A 21,012-nucleotide genomic window follows, 5' to 3' on the forward strand; every position below is an offset into this window, starting at 1 on the left:
CTTATGTACTATTTAGCATGGATTAAACGGCACAAGGTGGGCGCATCTTGGGCTCCACGGCTCCCCGTTCACCCTTCATAAGCAGTAATGACGGCGCGCGTTTTACTAATACGCACAGCCGCCGCTAAGGTGCCTCAGATGTTCCACGCTGCCTCGTCCCCCGTAAAGGCACCGAACGGCCATCACAGAGCGCCAGTGCCGATTCCGCGCCCACCAGGCAAGCAGCGCGACGCCTTCTTCGACAACGCCAAGTTCCTGGCGATCGTGCTGGTGGCCGTCGGCCACGCCTGGGAGCCCCTCAAGGGCGACAGCCGGATCCTCGAAGGCCTGTACATGGTCGTGTACGCCTTCCACATGCCGGCGTTCATCATCGTCTCCGGCTACTTCTCGCGCAGTTTCGACATGCGCCCCGACCGGCTGCGACGCCTGATCACCGGCGTCGCCGTGCCGTACATCGTCTTCGAGACCGCCTATCCGCTGTTCAAGCGGGCCATCGACGACGACCCGGGCATGGACATCAGCCTGCTCGACCCCTGGTACCTCACCTGGTTCCTGGTCGCCCTGTTCGTCTGGCGGCTGACCACGCCGATCTGGAAGCTGATCCGTTGGCCGCTGCCGGTCGCGCTCGGGATCGCGATGCTGGCGTCCGTCAGCCCGGAGATCGGCGACGACCTCGACCTCCAGCGCGTGCTGCAGTTCCTGCCGTTCTTCGTGCTGGGCCTGAACATGAAGGCCGAGCACTTCCAGTGGGTGCGTCGGCGCGAGGTGCGGATCCTGTCCGTACCGGTGTTCGCGGTGGCGGTGGCCTTCGGCTGGTGGGCCGTGCCGCGTATGAACACCGGCTGGTTCTATCACCGTGATTCCGCACAGGAGTTGGGCGCTCCCTGGTGGACGGGGCCCGTCATGGTGCTCGCGCTGTTCGGCTGCTCGTTGGTGCTGACCGCCTGCTTCTTCGCCTGGGTGCCGCGTCGTCATATGTGGTTCACGGCGCTCGGCGCGGGCACGCTGTACGGCTATCTGCTGCACGGCTTCATGGTGAAGGCCGGCGACTACCAGGGCTGGTTCGAGCCCGAGTGGCTGCACCGGCCGCTCGGCGAGATCTTCGTCACCGTCCTGGCGGCCGTGGGTGTCACCCTGCTGTGCACCTCGCCGGTGAGGCGGGCGTTCCGGTTTGTGATGGAGCCCGACATGAAGTGGGCCTTCAGGAGGGACGCGGCGGAACTGGCCCGGGAGCGGGAGAAAGTTCGCGGCTGAGTTTCGGCTGCGGGCCGGTGGGGGCCGGTCGCGCCCACGCGGCGGAGCCGCACATCGATACAGCCCCGCGCCTCTCAGGGAGTTACGGCGACCGTAGGCCGAGAAGTGCGCGCATCCGCGCGTACTTCTCGGTCAGGCGTGTGCGGGTCGCCTCGTCCAGGACCGCCAAACGCACCGGATCCGCGTTGTGCGCCAGGTCCGCCTCCTTCACCAGCAGCGCGCCCGGCGTGCCGAGGATCCGCGCGGCGTACTCCTCCGGAGGCTCCCCCGCCCGCTTCGTGACCGCGAGCACGATGTCCTTCGTACGGCGGCTCAGCGCGGCCTCGTGCAGCCACTGCTCGGTGAGGGCGTCGTCCTCGACGGCGTCGTGCAGCCAGGCCGCCGCGATCTGGTCCTCGTCGCCGCCACAGGCGCGGACGCCGTCGGCCACGGCCTTCAGGTGCTCGGCGTAGGGCCGGCCCGCCTTGTCCGTCTGGCCCTCGTGGGCGGCACGGACGATGGCCTCGACCTCGGGGACGGGGAGCGTCACGCTTGGATCCCCGCCTGCGCCGTCACCGTAGGACCCTCACGGCAGATGAGCAGCAGCGCGCGGTCGTCGTTGACGTCCTTGGCCACCGCCTCGATCAGATGCCAGGCCGCTCCGTGGAAGCCGCCCGCGACATAGCGGTCGGCCTCGCCGGTGAGGCGGTCGATGCCCTCGACGATGTCGCGGTCGGAGGTTTCCACCAGTCCGTCTGTGAACAGCATCAACACGTCCCCGGGCCGCAGCGAGCCCTTCACGGGGTCGAACTGGGCGCCGTCGTACACGCCCAGCAGTGGGCCCTCGGCGGCCTTCTCCTCCCAGCGGCCGCTGCCCGCGCTGAGCTGGAGGCCCGGTGGGTGGCCGGCGGAGTAGAGCTCGTAGTCGCCGGAGTCCAGGTCCAGGACGAGGTGGATGGAGGTGGCGAAGCCCTCGTCCCAGTCCTGGCGCAGGAGGTAGCCGTTCGCCGCCGGGAGGAAGGCGTGCGGGGGCAGGGAGCCGAGCAGGCCGCCGAAAGCGCCCGAGAGCAGCAGGGCGCGCGAGCCCGCGTCCATGCCCTTGCCGGAGACGTCCGTGAGGACGACCTCCAGGGTTCGGCCGCCGTTCGTCCGGGCCGCGACAACGAAGTCACCGGAGAACGACTGGCCGCCCGCCGGGCGCAGCGCCATCTCGCGGTGCCAGCTGGTCGGCAGTTGCGGCAGCTTGCTCTGCACCCGGATGCGTTCACGCAGGTCGAACAGCATGGTGCCGCCGCGCCGCCAGGGCACGCCGACCCGGCTGCGGAACTGCGCGATCAGCAGACCGACGAACCCGCAGGCCGCGACCACCAGGACCACGCCCGGGGTGACCCGGGCGGCGCCCTCGGTGTACGGGCCGAGTTGCACCGACTCCACGATGAGCGCGGTGGCCGCTGCCGCGTACAGGCCGAGCAGGCTGGCCGGGCGCAGCAGCAGTCCGCCGGCGACGATCGGGAGGACCAGCGCGGCCGGTGAGCACCACACCGAATTGGCCAGAGTCGTGGCCGTGATCAGCGGGACGGTGAGCAGCAGTCCGGCCAGCGCGATCCAGTCGGAGCCGTCGCCGCGGAAGTAGTCGACGGCGCTTCTGCGCAGGCCGACGCGGACCCGGTGCCACTGCATCCGCAACCGGGCCGCGAACGTATCGGCGGCCGCGCGCCGCTCTCGTCCTGCTGCCATTAGTTCGGGACCCTATCCATCGGACCAGCTGCTTGGCACGTGAGGTCCCACTTGTCCCCCGTCCGAGGCTCAACTTCACAGTGAACTTCACGAGAAGCCATCACGCGGCAACCTGGCGGAAATTCCCTGGCTCGTCCCGCATTGCCCTGGTAGGCATGGCACATGGGGACACACTTCACGACCGGTTCCACGATCGAGCTGCGGGAGCTGGCATCCGAGGACTGGGACACCTGGTACGACGTCCTGCTGCGTGCCTTCGGCGGGCTGCCTGAGCCCACCGAGGAGCGTGAACTGTACCGGGGGCTCACCGAGTTCGACCGTTCCTTCGGCGCCTGGGACGGTGATCTGTGCGTGGGCTCCGCGGGGGCGTTCCGGTTCGGGGTGACCGTGCCCGGCGGGGCGTCGGTGCCCGCGGCGGGCGTGACGATGGTCGGGGTCGCCGCCACGCACCGGCGGCGCGGAGTCCTTACGTCGATGATGCGCAAGCAGTTGGACGACGCACGGTCCTGGGGCGAGCCGCTGGCGGTGCTGACGGCGTCCGAGCCCGCGATCTACGGGCGGTTCGGATACGGCGTCGCGACCTTCCAGCTCGCCGCCGAGATCGATACGAGCCGGGTGCGGTTGTCGGTGCCGGCCGGGACGGACGACGTACGGCTGCGGTACGCGGAGCCGGTGGACGTGGTCGATGCGTGCGAGAGCGTGTACGCCGCGCTGGTGCCCGCCCGGCCCGGGATGCTGGCGCGGGTGCGGCCCGGTTGGGAGCGGGTCGGGGTGCTCGATCCGGAGGACGGGCGGGACGGGGCGTCGCCGTTGCAGTGCGTGGTGGCCGAGCGGGACGGGGAGACCGTCGGTTATGCCCGCTATGCGGTGCGGCCGGAGTGGGGGGTCACCGGGCACAACGGCGCTGTGCATCTGCGGGAGCTGGCCGGGGTGGACGCGGCGGCGCAGGCCGCGCTGTGGCGGTTCCTGTTCGACCTCGACCTCACGACGACGCTGAAGGTGCACGGGCGGCCGATGGACGAGGCCTGGCAGCACCAGGTGTCGGACCTACGGCGGTGCCGGCCGCGGTACCGGGACGGGATGTACGTCCGGCTCGTCGACGTCGGTGCGGCGCTTCAGGCTCGGACCTACCAGGCGCCGGTGGATGTGGTGTTGGAGGTCGAGGACGCCTTCTGCCCCTGGAACTCCGGGCGTTGGCGGCTGTCGGGGGACGCGAAGGGGGCGTCCTGCGAGCGGACCCAGGACGCGGCGGATCTGGCCTTGTCCGTACGGGAGTTGGGGTCGGCGTATCTCGGTGGGGTGAGCCTGGTGTCGCTGGGGGCTGCCGGGCGGGTGCGGGAGTTGCGGCAGGGGGCGTTGGCGGAGGCGTCGGTGGGGTTCGCCTCGGCTGTCGCGCCCTGGTTGCCGCACGGGTTCTAGAACCGGCTCAGGTTTTTGGGCTGGCTCAGGGTTTTTGGGCTGGCTCAGGTTTTTGGCAGGTCGGGCACCAGAAGAGGTTGCGGGCGGCGAGATCGGCGGTGCGGATCTCGCCGCCACAGATGTGGCAGGGGAGGTTGGCCCTGCGGTACACGTAGACCTCGCCGCCGTGGTCGTCCACGCGGGGTGGGCGGGCCATCGCTTCCGGGGTGTGTTCCGGGCGGACTGTGTCGATGCGGTTGATGCGGACGCCCTCGTGCATGAGTTCCACGAGGTCGGTCCAGATGGCGTCCCACTGCTGGGGCGTGATGTCCTTGCCGGCTCGGTAGGGGTCGATGCCGTGTCGGAAGAGGACTTCTGCGCGGTAGACGTTGCCCACACCCGCGATGATCTTCTGGTCCATGAGGAGGGCGGCGATCGTGGTGCGGCTGCGGGCGATGCGTCGGTACGCCGTCTTCGGGTCCGCGTCTTCGCGGAGGGGGTCCGGGCCCAGGCGGTCGTGTATGGCCTGCTTTTCGGCGGGGGTGATCAGGGCGCAGGTCGTCGGGCCGCGGAGGTCTACGTACGCGGTGCTGTTCGTCAGGCGGAGGCGGACCGTGTCCGTGGGCGGGGGTGCGGGGGTGGGGCCGAAGGTGACCTTGCCGAAGAGGCCGAGGTGGATGTGGACCCAGTCGGTGTCGCGGAAGCCGAGGAAGAGGTGTTTGCCGTGGGCCTCGGTGGTGGTGAGGTCGGTGCCGGTGATCAGTTCGGCGGCGTCTGAGAACTTGCCCTGGGGGCTGGTGACCTGGGGGGCTGTGCCGGAGAAGGCGGCGGCGTAGTCCTTGGCCAGCCGGTGGATGGTGTGCCCCTCAGGCACGGTGGCTCCTCTTGTGTCGTCGGTGGTGGGGTTGGCGGGAGTTTTTCGCCCCCGCCGCCCCTACCCGTCCCATCCTGAAGGGGCTCCGCCCCTTCGACCCCGCCAGGGGCTCCGCCCCCTGAACCCCCGTCGGCCCTGAAAGGGCCTCGTCCTCAAACGCCGGACGGGCTGAAAGGAACAGCTGGCGCAGCATCCTACGGGTGGGTGGGGGCGCGGGATGCCAACCCCCGGCCCCACACCTCCCCCGGACAGGCCGGGAGGGGCGCCCGGGCGCAGCACCCTGCAGGTGGGTGGGGGCTCGGGATGCCAACCCCCGACCTCACCCCCCGGACGGCTGGGAGGAACAACCGGCGCAGCACCCTGCGGGTGGGAAGGGGCTCGGGATAGCAACCCCCGACCTCACAGCCCCGGACAAGCCGGAAGGGGCAACCGGGCGCAGCACCCTACAGGTGGGTGAGGGCAACCCCCGGCCTCACCCCCCGGACAGGCCGGGAGGGGCGACCGGGCACAGCACCCTGCAGGTGGGTGGGGGCTCGGGATGCCAACCCCCGACCTCACCCCCCGGACGGCTGGGAGGAACAACCGGCGCAGCACCCTGCGGGTGGGAAGGGGCTCGGGATAGCAACCCCCGACCTCACAGCCCCGGACAAGCCGGAAGGGGCGACCGGGCGCAGCACCCTACAGGTGGGTGAGGGCAACCCCCGGCCTCACCCCCCGGACGGCTGGGAGGAACGACCGGCGCCGCACCCGGCGGGTGGGTGGGGGCTCGGGATGGCAACCCCGGCCTCCCTCCGGACAGGCCAGGAGGGGCGAGCGGGCGCAGCATCCTGCGGGTGGGTGGGGGCGGGATGGCGCACCCGGGCTCACGCCCGGACCGGCTGAATCGTGGACCGGCGCTCAAAAAGTGCGGGCTTCGGGTGGCGTTTCGGGGTGGCGCCAGGGGGGTCCTACTGCTGCGGGTGGTGCGGGGGGATCGGAGGGAGGTCGCCTGTTGACTCGTAGGTCTTCAGCATGTCGATTCGGCGGATGTGGCGGTCGTCGCCCGAGAACGGGGTGGCCAGGAAGGTTTCCACGAACTTCGTTGCCTCGTCCTGGGTGTGCATGCGGGCGCCCACCGCTACGACGTTGGCGTTGTTGTGCTGGCGGCCCAGGGCCGCGGTCTCCTCGCTCCAGGCGAGGGCCGCGCGGACGCCCTTGACCTTGTTCGCCGCGATCTGCTCGCCGTTGCCGGAGCCGCCGATCACGATGCCGAGGGCGTCGGGGTCGGAGGCGGTGCGCTCGGCGGCGCGGAGGCAGAAGGGCGGGTAGTCGTCCTGGGCGTCGTAGATGTGGGGGCCGCAGTCGATGGGGTCATGGCCCGCCGCCTTGAGCCAGTCGACGAGGTGGTTCTTGAGTTCGTAGCCCGCATGGTCGGAGCCGAGATACACGCGCATGCGACGAGTGTGACACGGCCGTTTCCGGGCAGCCGCCCCGGGGGTTGATCCAGAAATCTGCGAGCAACGCCACAGAACCTCAGGAAAACCTCAAGTAACGATCTGGAATCAAAGGTTCAATAAATGCTTTGCCTCCGATTCACTGGACCAACTTGTTAGGCACCCGTACACCGCTCGTACGGGAATCTGCACTCCCGGCACAAAGGAATCCCCCCTATGACCTCGCAGCCGACCCTGTCGAAGGCTGAAAAGGACCCTGGAGCCACCGGCGATTCCGGCAATGGCCTCCAGGCCGGGCTCAAGAACCGTCATCTGTCGATGATCGCCATCGGCGGTGTCATCGGCGCCGGACTCTTCGTCGGGTCCTCCTCCGGTATCGCCACCGCGGGACCCGGCATCCTCCTGTCGTACGCCCTCGTCGGCACCCTCGTGGTGCTGGTCATGCGGATGCTCGGTGAGATGTCCGCGGCCAATCCGACCTCCGGCTCCTTCTCCGCGCACGCCGACCGGGCGCTCGGGCGCTGGGCCGGGTTCTCCATCGGCTGGCTGTACTGGTTCTTCTGGGTCGTGGTGCTGGCTGTCGAGGCGACCGCCGGTGCCGTGATTCTTGAGGGCTGGATACCGGCCGTTCCGCAGTGGGCCTGGGCGCTCATCGTGATGGTCGTGCTGACCGCCACCAACCTGGTCTCCGTCGGCTCCTACGGCGAGTTCGAGTTCTGGTTCGCCGGTATCAAGGTCGTCGCGATCGCCGCGTTCATCGTCATCGGCGGGCTCGCGATCTTCGGCCTGCTGCCCGGCGTCGACAGCGAGCAGGCCGGGCTGAGCAACCTCACCGAGCACGGCGGCTTCCTGCCGAACGGGCCCGGCGCGATCCTCACCGGTGTGCTGCTCGTCGTGTTCTCCTTCATGGGCAGCGAGATCGCCACGCTGGCCGCCGGCGAGTCCGAGGACCCGCAGCGGGCCGTCACCAAGGCGACCAACAGCATCATCTGGCGTGTCGCCGTCTTCTACCTGGGCTCGATCCTGGTCGTGGTCTCGCTGCTGCCCTGGGACTCCAAGGCTATCGCCGAGGACGGCTCCTACGTCGCCGCCCTCGAATCCCTGGACATCCCGCACGCCGGTCAGATCATGAACTTCATCGTGCTGACCTCGGTGCTGTCCTGCCTCAACTCCGGTCTGTACACGGCCTCGCGCATGGCCTTCTCCCTCGGCCAGCGCGGTGACGCGCCCAAGGCGTTCGCGAAGACCACCAGCCGTGGTGTGCCGCTCGCGGCGATCGTCGCCTCCGTCGTCTTCGGCTTCGTCGCCGTCTTCTTCAACTACAAGTTCCCGGACTCCGTCTTCCTCTTCCTGGTCAACTCCAGTGGTGCGGTGGCCCTGTTCGTCTGGCTGGTCATCTGCTTCTCGCAGCTGCGCATGCGGAAGATCATCCAGGCCGAGGCTCCGGAGAAGCTCGTCGTCCGGATGTGGCTGTACCCGTACCTGACCTGGGCCACGGCCGCGCTGATCGTGTTCGTCCTCGGCTACATGCTCACCGACACCGAGCACGACGGACGCGACACGGTGCTGCTGTCGCTGCTGGTCGCGGCGGTCGTACTGGCCATCGCCTTCATCAAGGAGAAGATCCGCGGCGGCGGCTCGGCTCCCGCCGTGAAGGTGCGGGCCGAGGCCGACCTCGACGCCGACGAGGTCAACGTCGGCTGATCCGGTCGAAGTTCGCGGAAGGGGGCCCCTCGGGGCCCCCTTTCCCGTGCTCACAGGATGGTGAAGCTGTCCTTGACCTCGTCGTAGGTGCCGAGCGCCTGGTCCTCGATGTCCGGCTGGTACCACGTGTTGATCTGGTACGACTTCCCCTTCTCGTTGAAGCCCAGCAACTGGGCGTGCCAGGGGACGCCCTTGAGCGTGAAGGTGTACTCCCAGACGACCGCCGGATAGCCGCGGAACGTCGTCTCCTCCAGGCGGATCTTCCGGTACGCCTGCCCCTGGTGGGCGTTCTGTTCCGAGGTCTCCCAGGTCTCCATGAGGTCGCCGCGGGCGAGGGAGGACTTCGCGACGAGCTCCTGCCTGCCGTCGGGCGAGGTGTAGTGCACCTCCGCGCCCGTCTTCACGTCCCGCCGCCAGCCCTCGGGCGGCACCCACGCAAAACCGCCTGCCTCCGTGCGCGCTCCCGGCGGCAGGGTCTGCGGGCGGGAGGTGCCCTCCACGGTGGGCGAGGGAGAGGGCGAGTACGCGGAGGAGGACGTCGAGCCGCCCGCCTTGTCGTCCTCGGGCGAGCCACCGGGGTTCAGGAGCAGGACCACGGCCACCACGGCCCCGGCGGTGACGACTCCCACGGCGGCGAGAAGACCGGGGCGACGGCGCGACGGGCGAGGGCGGGCGGGCACCGCGGGGCCTGGAAGCTCGCCCGGGGCCATGGGCTGAGGGTCGGGGGCGGGGGTCGGTCGGCGTTCCGTCTCGGCCTCGTGTCGCCGTTCCGTCTCGGCCTCGTGATGCAAGGCCGCGGCCGGCTTCGTCTTCTCACGGGCCAGGGAGACACCGGCGCCGAGGGGGACGGCGGGGCGACGGCGGCCGAAGTCGTGGGTGGGCCGGTGTTCTTCGGGGGGTGGGGTGTCGGCGGGCTCTGGAGACGCGGGCTCCGGCTCCGCTGTCGCTGTCTCCTCCGGCGCCTCCTCCGCCGTAGCCACCGCGACCGTGGGCGTGGGAGGCGGGAACGCGATCGGCTGGAGGGCGTTCTCCAGGTCCCCGAGGCCCGGGCGGACCTCCGGCTCCTTCTCCAGCAGGGCCGCCAGGATGCCGGTCAACGGGCCTGCCGACGCGGGGAGTTCCGGCTCCTCGTACAGGACCGCGTGCAGGGTGGCCAGGGTGGTGTCCCGGGAGAACGGGGAGCGGCCGCCCAGGGCCGCGCACAGGGTCGCGCCCAGCGACCAGATGTCCGACGGCGGTCCCTGCGGACGCCCGGAGACCCGCTCGGGGGCCATGTAGTCGGGCGAGCCGACCAGCATCCCCACCATGGTGAGCGCCTTGGCGTCCTGGATCGCCGCGATGCCGAAGTCCGTCAGGACCACGCGCCGCGCCCGCGTCTCCACCAGGACGTTGCCAGGTTTGATGTCCCGGTGCAGAACGCCCCGTTCATGCACCTGGCGCAGCGCGGCCACCAGGCCGAGGCCGATGCGTGCCGCCTCCGCGGGACCCAGTGGGCCCTCCTCCGCGAGGAGCTGTTCCAGGGAGCGTCCTGCGACCAACTCCATGACGATCCATAGCCGTTCGCCCTCGTCCACGACGTCGTACACGCGCACCACGTTGGGGTGGTCGATGCGGGCGCTGGCCCGGGCCTCGCGCAGGGTGCGTTCGCGGCGGGTGCGGGTGTCCTCGGGGTCGAGTCCGTCTATCCGCATCTCCTTGATCGCCACCGGCCGGTCGAGTATTTCGTCGGCGGCCCGCCACACCCGCCCCATTCCCCCCTGTCCGATACTTTCGACCAGTCGATAGCGCCCGGTCACCAGTAGCCCTGGAACCCCGCCACTCCTCGTGTTTCCCGTATTCCCCGGCAATCCGCTGCACCCCCTCAATTACCCCATGAAGCCTGTCCGTTTGAAACACGATGGTCACACTTCGCGCCACACCAGCATAGTGCGGAGAAATCTTGTGGTACCTCTTCAAGTACTGCGAATTCAGGCGCAGCCAAGGGGGACGAACATGAGTTCTCGTCGTACGACGACCATCGCGGGATCGCTGGTTGCAGCATCTTTCTCGGCGGTGATGATCTTTCCGTTCACCGCCGTCGCGGATGACCAGGGACCTCAGAGCAGCAAGGGGGGAAAGGCCGTCGACGAGGCACCGGCAGGAGTGGAACTGACCACGACTCTGCCCGAGAAGATCTCGGTCGACAACAAGTCGCAGGAGACGGCGATTACCGCCACGGTGAAAAACGAAGGGACCGAGGACAGCGGAGAGATCAAGCTTCTCGTCGTCGGATTCGACGGCCTTACGGTCAAGAATGTTCAGGGCTGTTCACAGATCACCGAAAGCGATCTGCCGGAGGGTTCGAACAGTGGATTCGCCTGCCCGGTGGACAATCTCGCGGCCGGTGACTCGAAATCGTACGACGTCGAGGCGACGTACGACCTGAGCAAGAAGGGCAGGATCTGCCTGCCCGTCCAGACCACGTCGGGTGACAAGACGTACTGGCAGCAGGGCCCGGTGCCGTTCGGTACGACGAACCCGTCGCCGAACGCCCCGGCCACCCCGCTGCTGCTGGGCACCGACAACAAGCCGGTGGCGCCCGGCGGTGACGAGCTCGCGGAGACCGGCGCCAAGCGGGACGTCCTGCCGCTGGGGGCGGCCGGGGCGGCGCTGATCGCGGCGGGCGCGGCCGGGTTGTGGTGGTCGCAGCTTCGGCGGCCGGTGCGACAGGAGAGCTGAGCGGAAGATCCGATCGGCCCGGATAACCTGACGGTACCTGTCAGGTTGTCCGGCCATCCTTCGTGCCATGACCTCCACGCGGCATCTGACCGACCTGCCCCTCCTGCACCCCTGCGAGCCCGGCTACGACGATGAACTCGCCGGGTTCCAGACCGGGTTCACCCAGCGGCCCGAACTGATCGTCCCCGCCCGCACCGCCGCCGACGTGACCGCCGCCGTCCGTCACGCGGCCGCCCGGAACCTGCCCGTCGCCGTCCAGGCCACCGGACACGGACTGCCCGGCTCCGCCGAGGGCGGGGTCCTGATCACGACCCGGCGCATGGACCGGGTGACCATCGACCCCGAGACCCGCACCGCCCGTGTCCAGGCGGGCGTGCGCTGGGGCCAGGTCGTCGAGGCGGCGGCGCCGCACGGACTCGCGCCGCGAATGGGGGCACCTCCCACGCATTGAGCAGTGGGGGAGGATCGGCCCCGTCCGTCGGTGCCGTGTCCTACACGCTGGGCGGCGGACTCGGCATCCTGGCCCGGGAGTTCGGGTACGCGGCCGACCACGTCCGCTCCCTCGATCTCGTCACCGCCGACGGCGAACTGCGCCATGTCACCCCGGAGTCCGACCTGTACTGGGCCCTCCTCGGCGGCGGCCACAGCCTCGGTGTCGTCACCGAGCTGGAGATCGGCCTTGTCCCCGTCCGCACGCTCTACGGCGGCTCCCTCGCCTTCGACGGCGGCCAGGTCGATCCGGCGGCCGTGCTGGGGGCGTACGCGGAGTGGACGTGGACCCTGCCGGACGCGCTGACCTCGTCCTTCGCGGCCGTACCGTATCCGGACATCCCGGCGATGCCGCCGCAACTGCGGGGGCGGTACGTCATTTCGGTGCGGGTCGCCTGCACGGGCGACGACGGCGAACGGCTCGTCGAGCCGCTGCGGAGGATCGGCCCGGTGTCGGCCGACTCGCTGCGGGAGATGCCCTACGCCGAGAGCCACACCATCCACAGCGACCCGGACTTTCCGCACGCCTACTACGGGGACAGTGCGGTGCTGAGTGAGCTGGACACCGAGAAGGTGGCTCAGCTCCTCGCCCGTACCGGTCCGGACGCCGGCGCCATGGTGGTCGTACAGATCAATCATCTGGGTGGGGCACTGGCCGCACCCGCGGCGAACGCGGTGCCGTACCGGGACGGGAAGTTCCTGGTGCGGCTGCTGACCATGGCGGACCGGGAGCGAGCGCGGGAGATTCTGGATCCCGCCTTCGCGCTGCTCGCCACAAAGACGCTGGGGCGCTCACTCAACTTCGCCTTCGGGGCCGGGGACCGGACCGAGGGGCTGTACGACGACGAGACGCGGAAGAGGCTCGCCGGGGTGAAGGGTCGGTACGACCCGGCGAACCTCTTCCGGAGGCTTACTTCTTGAGCAGCTTCCAGGCCGTGGGCAGCAGGCCCATCGCCAGGGCCGCCTTCAGGGCGTCGCCGATGAGGAACGGCGTGAGGCCGGCCGCGATGGCGGCGGAGGCGGACATGTCGGCCGCGAAGGCCAGGTACGGGACGCCGATCGCGTAGATGATCGCCTCGCCGAGGAGCATCGTGCCGGCCATGCGCAGCATCGAGCGGTCGGCGCCCCGGCGGGCCAGGGCGCCGACGGCGGCGGAGGCGAGGAGCATGCCGAGGATGTAACCGAAGGAGACGCTGAAGCCGTGGCCCCCGTCCGCGAACCACGGCACGCCCGCGAGGCCGGCCAGCGCGTACAGGGCGAGCGACGCGACACCACGGCGGGCGCCGAGTGCGGTGCCGACGAGCAGCGCAGCGAAGGTCTGGCCGGTCACCGGGACCGGGGTGCCGGGCACCGGCACGGCGATCTGGGCGGCGAGCCCGGTGAGCGCGGCGCCGCCGGCCACGAGCGCGATGTCCCGGACACGGGAGGCGGGGAGCAGGTCGGCGAGGACCTGTCCGGTGCGGGCGGGGGCGGCGACAGCGGCGGTGCTCATGGGGACTCCGCGGAGGTGAGGGCAGGCTGGGACACGGCGACGCTATCCCAGGGGCCTTGAGCCGATCACCGTCAGTGGTCGACAAAGGCCGGAACGTGGGCTTGGTGGGCTCTGCACAAAGGGAAGCGGTTACGCGCGGTACGGCGTGATACCGGTCACTGAGGTGAGGACATGCAGGTCACGCGGGGGCCGGTCGGCCGGTCTGTAGGGATCCACCAACCGGCGGCTGTGAGGGGTCCCGTACGCTCTGTGGCGTACCTGTCCGCATACTGGGCGGTTCCTTCGCCTGAGCGGACACGGCCCCCAGACTGTGGGCGATTTTGCCCATCTCACGCATTGGACGAGCCGCGCCCATGCCCAGCACCACAGTCGAGACGCCACCTCAGCAGCAGGACGGTGTCTCCCTCTCTCATGGCCTCAAGCAGCGCCATCTGTCGATGATCGCCCTCGGCGGTGTCATCGGCGCCGGTCTGTTCGTGGGCTCCGGCGCCGGTATCGCCGCCGCCGGTCCCTCGATCGTCGTCGCCTACGCCCTCTCCGGCCTCCTCGTGATGCTGGTGATGCGGATGCTCGGCGAGATGTCGGCCGCGTATCCCTCCTCCGGCTCCTTCTCCGCGCACGCCGAGCGGGCGATCGGACCCTGGGCCGGTTTCACCGCGGGCTGGTCCTTCTGGGTCCTGCTCTGCACGGCCGTCGGCCTGGAGGGCATCGGCGCCGCGAAGATCGTCACCGGCTGGCTGCCGGGCACGCCCGAGTGGGCGTGGGTGGCGCTGTTCATGGTGGTGTTCTGCGGGGCGAACCTGGCCGCCGTGAAGAACTTCGGCGAGTTCGAGTTCTGGTTCGCCGCCCTCAAGGTCGGCGCGATCAGCCTGTTCCTGGTGCTCGGCGGACTGGCCATCTTCGGCGTCCTGCCCGGCACGGACGCGCCGGGCGCCTCCAACCTCACCGACTTCCTGCCGAACGGCGGTGAGGGCCTGATCATCGGCCTGCTCGCCTCGGTCTTCGCGTACGGCGGCATGGAGACGGTGACCATCGCCGCCGCCGAGTCGGAGAACCCGGTCAAGGGCGTGGCAAGCGCGGTCCGTACCGCGATGTGGCGCATCGCCCTCTTCTACATCGGCTCGATGGCGGTCATCGTGACCCTGGTCCCCTGGGACTCCCAGGCGGTCGTCGAGAAAGGCCCGTACGTCGCCGCCCTCGATGAGCTCGGCATCCCGGGCGCCGGTCAGCTGATGAACGTGGTCGTGCTGGTGGCCCTGCTGAGCGCGATGAACGCCAACATCTACGGCTCCTCGCGTATCGCGTACTCGCTCGTCGAGCGCGGGCAGGGCCCGAAGGCTCTGGGCCGGGTGTCGGGCGGGGTGCCGCGGATCGCCGTACTGGCGTCCTGCGTCTTCGGTTTCGTGTGCGTGGTCCTCAGCTACTGGCGCCCAAACGATGTCTTCCCCTGGCTGCTGAACATGATCGGCGCGGTCATCCTCGTCGTCTGGATCTTCATCGCCGTCTCCCAACTGCGCCTGCGGGCGCGCCTGGAGCGCGAGGCCCCCGAGAAGCTGACGGTGCGCATGTGGGCGTTCCCGGTGCTGACCTGGGTGGCGCTGGCCGGCATGGTGGCGATCTTCGTGCTGATGGCCCGGGAGCCGGACACGCGGGTGCAGCTGTACTCGACCGGCGGGATGACGCTGTTCCTGGCAGTGGCGGGGTACGCGTGGCAGCGGGCGCGGGTGGCGAAGGGCTGATCAGGACTAGGGGGCGGCCCGCCAGTCCGCCAGCCATCGCCGGTCCTGGACGAGGAACGGGTGCTCGGTGCCGAGCACCCGTTCACGGCGCTCGATGACCTCCTTGATGGTCGCGCACGCCTCGTCGTAACGCCCGAGCGCCCCGGCGACCTGAGCCGTGAGGGACAGCGCCGACAGGGCCAGGGGGTGGTCCGGCCCGTGAAGGCGGATCCGGTCGGCCAGCACCCGCCGCGCGAGGGGCTCCGCCTCCGCGTCGCGGTTCACTGCGTGCAGACCCCAGGCGTAGTTGTGACGGCCGTGCAGCGGGATGAGGTGGTCCGACGGCAGGCCGCGTCGGCAGGCGTCGAGGAATGCGGCGGCCTCCGCGTCCAGTTCCCGGCCCTTGCCCAGGCAGCCCAGGATTTCCAGCAGGGCCGCCCAGGTCTGCAGGGTGTCGTGGGCGTCTTCGCCCAGCACCCGCCGCTGTCCTTCGAGTGCACGGCGGAGAAGGCGTTCGGCCTCATCGGCCTTGTCCAGGAAGATGAGCGGGAAGTGCAGGTCGTAGACGCTGCGCAGGGTGTCCGGGTGGTCCGTGCCCAGCAGCAGTTCGCGCCGGCCGAGAATCCGGCGGTGCAGCGCCTCCGCCTCGGGGTAGCGCCCCATGCGCCACAGCGCTTTGGCCTCCGTTTCCCTGGCTTCCAAGGCGAGCGGGTGCTGACCGCTCAGCAGCTCCTCGACCCGGTCGGCCATGCCCGGCGCCAGCCCGAGCGCCCCCGCGAAGTCCCCCGCGTCGAACACCTGCCGCGCGACCCGCACCGCAAGACCGGCGGTCCGCTCCGAGGGCGCGGCCCGGAACAGTGCCGAGGCGTGCGGGGCGAGCAGCGCGAGGAGGTCGCGGGCCTTCGGTGACGCGACTCCCCGTTCGGGCAGCGCCGCCTCCAGGAGCGCGGTCGCCACCTCCCTCAGCGCCTCCGGAACCCCGGCCGCGACACTGTCCAGCAGCACGCCGTGGGCGCGTACGCAGCGCACCCCGTCGGCCACGACGACCAGCTCGGCGAGCGAGTGGTCGAGCAACCCCCGCAACGCCGGTTCCACCCGCGGCGGTTCGAGTCCGTCGACGGCCACCGACCCGCGCGCCAGCGGGGCCAGTACCTCCAACGGCACCGGATCCGCCGCCCAGCACGACAGCAGCCGGAGCAGCGTCGTGGCGTCCGGCAGGCCCTGTTCCGTCAGGGCGTCCAGGGACAACTGCCAGGTGCGGCCCACCAGATGGCGGGACTGAGCGTGGGACGCGCCCCGGTCCACGATGGCCGTCGATTCCTCGGCGAGCTTGCGGTCGTACTCGTCCATGGACCACGACTCCAGCAGTTGGTGGGCGAGATGGGAACCGGCCAGGGTGAGCGCCAGTGGGAGGCGGCCGAGGCGTTCGGCCACCTTGCGCGCGGAGTCCAGGTCACCGGTGTCCGGCGCGAGGTCGCACAGGACCTGGGCCGCGTCGTCGAGGGGGAGGACACCGAGGGCGTGTCGGATCGCGCCGGGGATGCGCCACAGGGGCGACGTGGCATGGCGCGTCGTGACCAGGACCGTGCCTCGCGGGCTGGTGCGCAGCCAGGCGCCGTCCTCCAGGACGCTCGGGTCGTCGGCGTTGTCGAGGACCAGCAGCCAGGGGTCGGAGGAGTGGTCGAGGTAGTGCCACACCAGGTCCGCCGCCGCCCGCTGCCCGGCCGCCGCTGCCGCCAACTCCCCCGCCGACGCGCCCCGGTCGCCCGCGACCGCCAGCATTCCGGCGCGCAGGGACATCCGTTCGGAGGCGTTGACCCACAGGCCGATCCGGCCGTGGGTGCGGACCGCCTCGGTGAACAGCCAGTACGCCAGCGCCGTTTTGCCGCAGCCGCCCATGCCGTGCACGACGTGGGCGTCGCCACCGGGTCCGGTCACGGCGGCGGCCAGCAGTGCGCGCAGTTCCTCGCGGTTGCGGAGGATGCCGGGCGGGCGGCCGACCAGGGGCATCCGTACGGAATCGGGGGGCCGTTGTGCCGGGGCGGCGCCCGGGTCGTGGTGGTGGTGGTGTTCCTGGATGTACTGGTCGCCGGTCGTCTGGAAGATCCGGCCCTGGCCCGAGGCGCGGGCGCCGAGTTCGTTCATCGCTCCGTGATGTGCTGGTCGCGGCCGGCCTGGTAGACCCGACCGCTGCCGGAGACCTCGGCGCGCAGGCGGACGTCCACGGTGGTCTGCTGTTGGGGGCGGTGGGGTTCCAACTCGTCGAGGATGCGGCGGAGTTCGGCCGCCACCTCGGGCTGGGCGAGCAGCAGTCGCCGTACCCGCGCCTGCCATTCGGCGGTCAGTTCGGCCTCGGTCTCGGTGTCGCCGGACTCTCGGGCAAGCAGCAGGTCCTCGCGCGTGGCTTCGAGTTCATCGCTGACGGCTTCGGCTCGCGCGGGCTGGAACCGGCGCCACAGGGCGACCACTCCGTCGCGTGCCGACTCCCAGGTCTGGGTGGCCATCAGCGCCACCATCGTCGAGCCCGCCGTCCGAGCGAGATCGGCCATCTCCGGTCCCATGACACCCACACCCCCTGTACGACCTCCGATAGTAGAGCGCTCCCCCACCGCGCCGCTTGATGCTGATAGCCTGCATTTGCAAGCGAATTGCAATAAGAGCAGTGGGGTCGGTCAACTCGATCTACTCGCAAGTCCCTGAGCCTCTTCAGTCGTCCTGCCTCGTGATCGTCTTCTCACTCTTCACGCAGGCGGGCGGAATGACGAAGCCCCCGCGAGGACGTGACTCGCGGGGGCTTCCCCATCAGCTGCGACTGGCCCGGATCGCCCGGGACGGGGCGCCTAGAGGTTGCTGAAGTCCGGGCCCTTGGTGCGGGTTCGCTTGATCTCGTAGAAGCCCGGCACCGAGGCCACGGCGAGGGTGCCGTCCCACAGGCGGGCGGCCTCCTCGCCCTTCGGGGCCGGGGTGACGACCGGGCCGAAGAAGGCGATCTGCTCGCCGTCGTCACCGGGGACCGCGATCACCGGGGTGCCGACGTCCTGGCCGACCTTGTCGATGCCCTCCTTGTGGGAGGCGCGCAGTTCGGCGTCGAACTCGAAGTCCTTCTGGTCGAAGTAGTCGATCAGGTCGGCGGGCAGACCGACATCGGCGAGGGCGCCGACGACGGCCTCGCGGGTCGGGCCCTGGCCCTCGTTGTGGATACGGGTGCCCAGCGCGGTGTACAGCGGGCCGAGGATCTCGGAGCCATGCTTCTGCCAGGCCGCCGTCACCACCCGGATCGGCTGCCAGGCCTTGGTCTCCAGCAGTTCGCGGTACTCCTCGGGAAGCTCGTCGATCTTCGGCTCGTTCAGCACGGCCAGGCTCATGATGTGCCAGCGGACCTCGATGTCGCGGACCTTCTCGACTTCCAGCACCCAGCGCGAGGTCATCCACGCCCAGGGGCACAGCGGATCGAACCAGAAGTCGACGGGGGTCTTCGCGGACTCGGACATGGCTCTCCTAGGGAAGCGGTCTTTGACAGCGGCAACACCGGTCCCCGCCTCCCCCATTCCCGACTGCCGCCGCTCGATCGCACATGGGAGGATCGGGCCTGTCCGCATACTGAACACCTTGTGAGGAGCGTCACCCGTGCCCGGTGAGAATCTGACCCGCGACGAGGCCCGGGAACGGGCCGCACTGCTGTCCGTCGACGGGTACGACGTATCCCTCGACCTGCGCTCCGCGGTCGGCGACGAGCCGGAGGACGGGCCGCGCACCTTCCGCTCGGTCACCACGATCCGCTTCCGCTGCGCCGAGCCCGGCGCCACCACCTTCGTCGACCTGATCGCGCCGAGCGTCACCGCGGTCTCGCTCAACGGCCGGGACCTCGACCCGAGCGAGGTCTTCGACGGCTCCCGGATCGCCCTGGAGGACCTCGCCGCCGACAACGAGCTGGTCGTCGACGCGCGGTGCGCCTACTCCCGCACCGGTGAGGGCATGCACCGCTTCGTCGACCCCGAGGACGGCGAGGTGTACCTGTACACCCAGTACGAGCCGGCCGACTCCCGCCGCGTCCACGCCTGCTTCGAACAGCCTGACCTCAAGGCGCCGTTCCGCTTCGAGGTGCGGGCGCCCGAGGGCTGGACGGTGTGGAGCAACGGCGTGGGCAAGCTCGCCGACGGGGTGTGGCGGTTCGCGGAGACCAAGCCGATCTCGACGTACATCACGTGTGTGGTGGCGGGCCCCTACCACTATGTGACGGACTCCTACACGTGTGTGTTCGAGGACGGTACGACGCTTGAGATCCCCCTCGGCGCCATGTGCCGCAAGGGTCTCGCGCCGCACTTCGACGCCGACGACGTCTTCCTGGTGACCAAGCAGGGCCTGGACTTCTTCCACGACCACTTCGACTACCCGTACCCGTTCGGGAAGTACGACCAGGCTTTCGTGCCCGAGTACAACCTCGGCGCGATGGAGAACCCCGGGCTTGTGACCTTCCGCGAGGAGTACATCTTCCGCGGGAAGGTGACGCAGGCGTCCTACGAGGGCCGGGCCAACGTCATCCTGCACGAGATGGCACACATGTGGTTCGGCGACCTCGTCACCATGGAGTGGTGGGACGACCTGTGGCTGAAGGAGTCCTTCGCCGACTTCATGGGCTCCTTCGCCACGGTGGGCGCGACCCGCTTCACCGACGGCTGGATCACCTTCGCCAACCGCCGCAAGGCCTGGGCGTACCGCGCCGACCAGCTGCCCTCCACGCACCCGATCACCGCGGACATCCGCGATCTGCAGGACGCGAAGCTCAACTTCGACGGCATCACCTACGCCAAGGGCGCCTCCGTCCTCAAGCAGTTGGTGGCGTACGTCGGTCAGGACGCGTTCCTGGAGGGCGCCCGCCGCTACTTCAAGCGACACGCGTACGGCAACACCCGGCTCGGCGACCTTCTGTCGGTGCTCGGTGAGACCAGTGGCCGGGACATGGGCGCCTGGGCGCGGTCCTGGCTCCAGACGGCCGGGGTCAACTCCCTGACGCCGCAGGTGCTGTTGGACACGGACGGCCGTGTCTCGGAGCTGGCGGTGGTGCAGGAGGCGGCCGAGTCGCATCCGGAGCTTCGGCCGCACCGGATCGCGGTGGGCCTGTACCGGCGGGCGGACGGTGTTCTGGAGCGGTACGCGCGTGCCGAGGTGGACGTCGACGGTCCGCGTACGGTCGTGGCGGAGCTGGCCGGGGCCGGGGCACCGGATCTGGTGCTGGTCAACGACGACGATCTGACGTACTGCAAGACGCGCTTCGACGACACCTCGCTGGCGGCGCTGCGGCGCGGGCTCGGTGACATCACCGATCCGCTGGCGCGGGCGCTGTGCTGGTCGGCGCTGTGGAACATGACGCGGGACGCGCTGCTGCCGGCGCGGGAGTTCATCGACCTGGTGCTGAAGTTCTCGGCGCGGGAGTCCGACATCGGCGTGCTCCAGATGCTGCATGCCTGGGCGGAGTCGGCGGCGGTGCACTACACGGCCCCCGACCGGCGTGAGCAGGCCGGCCTGCTGCTCGCCGAGGGTGCCGCGCTCCGGTTGAACGCGGCCGTGCCGGGCAGCGAGCACCAGTTGGCGTGGGCACGGTTCTTCGCGCGGGCGGCCGTCGCTCCGGCCGACTTCGAGCTGCTGAGCGCGCTGCTGGACGGCACGGTGACCCTGGCGGGGCTGGACGTCGACCAGGAGCTGCGGTGGGCGTTCCTGGACTCGCTGGCCGCGCATGACGTCGTCGGCGACAAGGAGCTGGCCGCCGAACTCGCCCGCGACGACACCGCGTCCGGCAAGCGCCACCAGGTGCGCTGCCTGGCGGCCCGGCCCCAGGCCTCGGTCAAGGCGCAGACGTGGGCGCAGGTGGTGGAGTCGGACGAGCTGTCCAACGCACTGGTGGAGGCGAGCATCGCGGGCTTCGCCCGGCCCTCGCAGCGGGAGCTGACGGCGCCGTACACGCAGAAGTACTTCTCGGCGATCGAGCGGGTGTGGGCGGAGCGGTCGATCCAGATCGGCATGGTGGTCGTGCAGGGGCTGTTCCCGTCCCTCCAGGAGTCCCAGGAGACGCTGGACGCGACGGACGCCTGGCTCTCCGCGCACGAGGAAGCCGCTCCGGCGCTGCGGCGGCTGGTGCTGGAGGCGCGGGACGATCTGGCGCGGGCGCTGCGGGGACAGGCGTGCGACGCGGCGGCCGGCGCATGATCTTTGGCCAAC

At 70.1% G+C, this 21,012-nt stretch carries 15 protein-coding genes and 1 pseudogene; 7 read left to right on the forward strand and 9 right to left on the reverse strand.

What is annotated here, in order from left to right; translation table 11 throughout:
• Positions 1-138: 138 nt before the first annotated feature.
• Positions 139-1,254, forward strand: coding sequence for an acyltransferase family protein (locus H4N64_RS05005; RefSeq protein WP_186280872.1), 1,116 nt, complete (start codon positions 139-141; stop codon positions 1,252-1,254).
• 82 nt (positions 1,255-1,336) lie between these two features.
• Here H4N64_RS05005 and H4N64_RS05010 read toward each other — a convergent pair whose 3' ends face one another.
• The gene (locus tag H4N64_RS05010; protein ID WP_186280873.1) at positions 1,337-1,783 is read right to left on the reverse strand and encodes an HD domain-containing protein; all 447 of its coding nucleotides are present in this window, start codon (positions 1,781-1,783) and stop codon (positions 1,337-1,339) included.
• Positions 1,780-2,970: a PP2C family protein-serine/threonine phosphatase gene (locus H4N64_RS05015; protein ID WP_186280874.1), complete on the reverse strand. Its 1,191-nt coding sequence runs from the start codon at positions 2,968-2,970 to the stop codon at positions 1,780-1,782. The genes H4N64_RS05010 and H4N64_RS05015 overlap by 4 nt, the downstream gene beginning before the upstream one ends.
• Before the next feature lie 162 nt (positions 2,971-3,132).
• Here H4N64_RS05015 and H4N64_RS05020 point away from each other — a divergent pair, with 162 nt between their 5' ends.
• Positions 3,133-4,389 carry a GNAT family N-acetyltransferase gene (locus H4N64_RS05020; RefSeq protein WP_186280875.1) on the forward strand — a complete coding sequence of 419 codons (1,257 nt, stop codon included), beginning with the start codon at positions 3,133-3,135 and terminating at the stop codon, positions 4,387-4,389.
• Positions 4,390-4,414: 25 nt separating this feature from the next.
• On the opposite strand, the gene H4N64_RS05025 is transcribed toward H4N64_RS05020, so the two are convergent.
• Entirely contained in the window at positions 4,415-5,242 is an 828-nt protein-coding gene (locus H4N64_RS05025) for an Fpg/Nei family DNA glycosylase (protein ID WP_186280876.1), read from the reverse strand.
• Between the two features lie 947 nt (positions 5,243-6,189).
• On the reverse strand, positions 6,190-6,675 hold the full coding sequence (locus H4N64_RS05030) for a ribose-5-phosphate isomerase (protein ID WP_186280877.1): 486 nt from the start codon (positions 6,673-6,675) through the stop codon (positions 6,190-6,192).
• Positions 6,676-6,891: 216 nt separating this feature from the next.
• Between H4N64_RS05030 and H4N64_RS05035 the strand changes: the two genes are divergently transcribed.
• Entirely contained in the window at positions 6,892-8,379 is a 1,488-nt protein-coding gene (locus tag H4N64_RS05035) for an amino acid permease (protein ID WP_186280878.1), read from the forward strand.
• 50 nt (positions 8,380-8,429) lie between these two features.
• Here the strand turns inward: H4N64_RS05035 and H4N64_RS05040 are convergent, their stop codons facing one another.
• Entirely contained in the window at positions 8,430-10,130 is a 1,701-nt protein-coding gene (locus H4N64_RS05040; RefSeq protein WP_418896243.1) for a serine/threonine-protein kinase, read from the reverse strand.
• Between the two features lie 241 nt (positions 10,131-10,371).
• Here H4N64_RS05040 and H4N64_RS05045 point away from each other — a divergent pair, with 241 nt between their 5' ends.
• Positions 10,372-11,097: a hypothetical protein gene (locus tag H4N64_RS05045; protein ID WP_186281043.1), complete on the forward strand. Its 726-nt coding sequence runs from the start codon at positions 10,372-10,374 to the stop codon at positions 11,095-11,097.
• Between the two features lie 67 nt (positions 11,098-11,164).
• A pseudogene (locus H4N64_RS05050) lies at positions 11,165-12,507 on the forward strand (FAD-binding oxidoreductase).
• Here H4N64_RS05050 and H4N64_RS05055 read toward each other — a convergent pair.
• Positions 12,497-13,078: a biotin transporter BioY gene (locus tag H4N64_RS05055; RefSeq protein WP_186280880.1), complete on the reverse strand. Its 582-nt coding sequence runs from the start codon at positions 13,076-13,078 to the stop codon at positions 12,497-12,499. The pseudogene H4N64_RS05050 and the gene H4N64_RS05055 overlap by 11 nt on opposite strands.
• Before the next feature lie 353 nt (positions 13,079-13,431).
• Between H4N64_RS05055 and H4N64_RS05060 the strand changes: the two genes are divergently transcribed.
• Positions 13,432-14,817, forward strand: coding sequence for an amino acid permease (locus tag H4N64_RS05060; RefSeq protein ID WP_186280881.1), 1,386 nt, complete (start codon positions 13,432-13,434; stop codon positions 14,815-14,817).
• A gap of 6 nt (positions 14,818-14,823) precedes the next feature.
• On the opposite strand, the gene H4N64_RS05065 is transcribed toward H4N64_RS05060, so the two are convergent.
• The 3 genes from H4N64_RS05065 to H4N64_RS05070 all read right to left on the reverse strand — a co-directional run bounded on the left by H4N64_RS05065 (position 14,824) and on the right by H4N64_RS05070 (position 18,287).
• Positions 14,824-16,941, reverse strand: coding sequence for a tetratricopeptide repeat protein (locus H4N64_RS05065; RefSeq protein ID WP_260859540.1), 2,118 nt, complete (start codon positions 16,939-16,941; stop codon positions 14,824-14,826).
• Positions 16,938-17,357: a hypothetical protein gene (locus tag H4N64_RS44820; RefSeq protein WP_260859541.1), complete on the reverse strand. Its 420-nt coding sequence runs from the start codon at positions 17,355-17,357 to the stop codon at positions 16,938-16,940. The genes H4N64_RS05065 and H4N64_RS44820 overlap by 4 nt, the downstream gene beginning before the upstream one ends.
• 279 nt (positions 17,358-17,636) lie before the next feature.
• Positions 17,637-18,287: a mycothiol-dependent nitroreductase Rv2466c family protein gene (locus tag H4N64_RS05070; RefSeq protein ID WP_186280883.1), complete on the reverse strand. Its 651-nt coding sequence runs from the start codon at positions 18,285-18,287 to the stop codon at positions 17,637-17,639.
• Between the two features lie 136 nt (positions 18,288-18,423).
• Here H4N64_RS05070 and pepN point away from each other — a divergent pair, with 136 nt between their 5' ends.
• Positions 18,424-21,000, forward strand: a complete 2,577-nt coding sequence (gene pepN / locus H4N64_RS05075) for an aminopeptidase N (RefSeq protein WP_186280884.1) — start codon at positions 18,424-18,426, stop codon at positions 20,998-21,000.
• Positions 21,001-21,012 lie beyond the last annotated feature (12 nt).

Origin of the sequence: Streptomyces cupreus, from assembly GCF_014257025.1 — a bacterium.
Lineage (GTDB): Bacteria > Actinomycetota > Actinomycetes > Streptomycetales > Streptomycetaceae > Streptomyces > Streptomyces cupreus.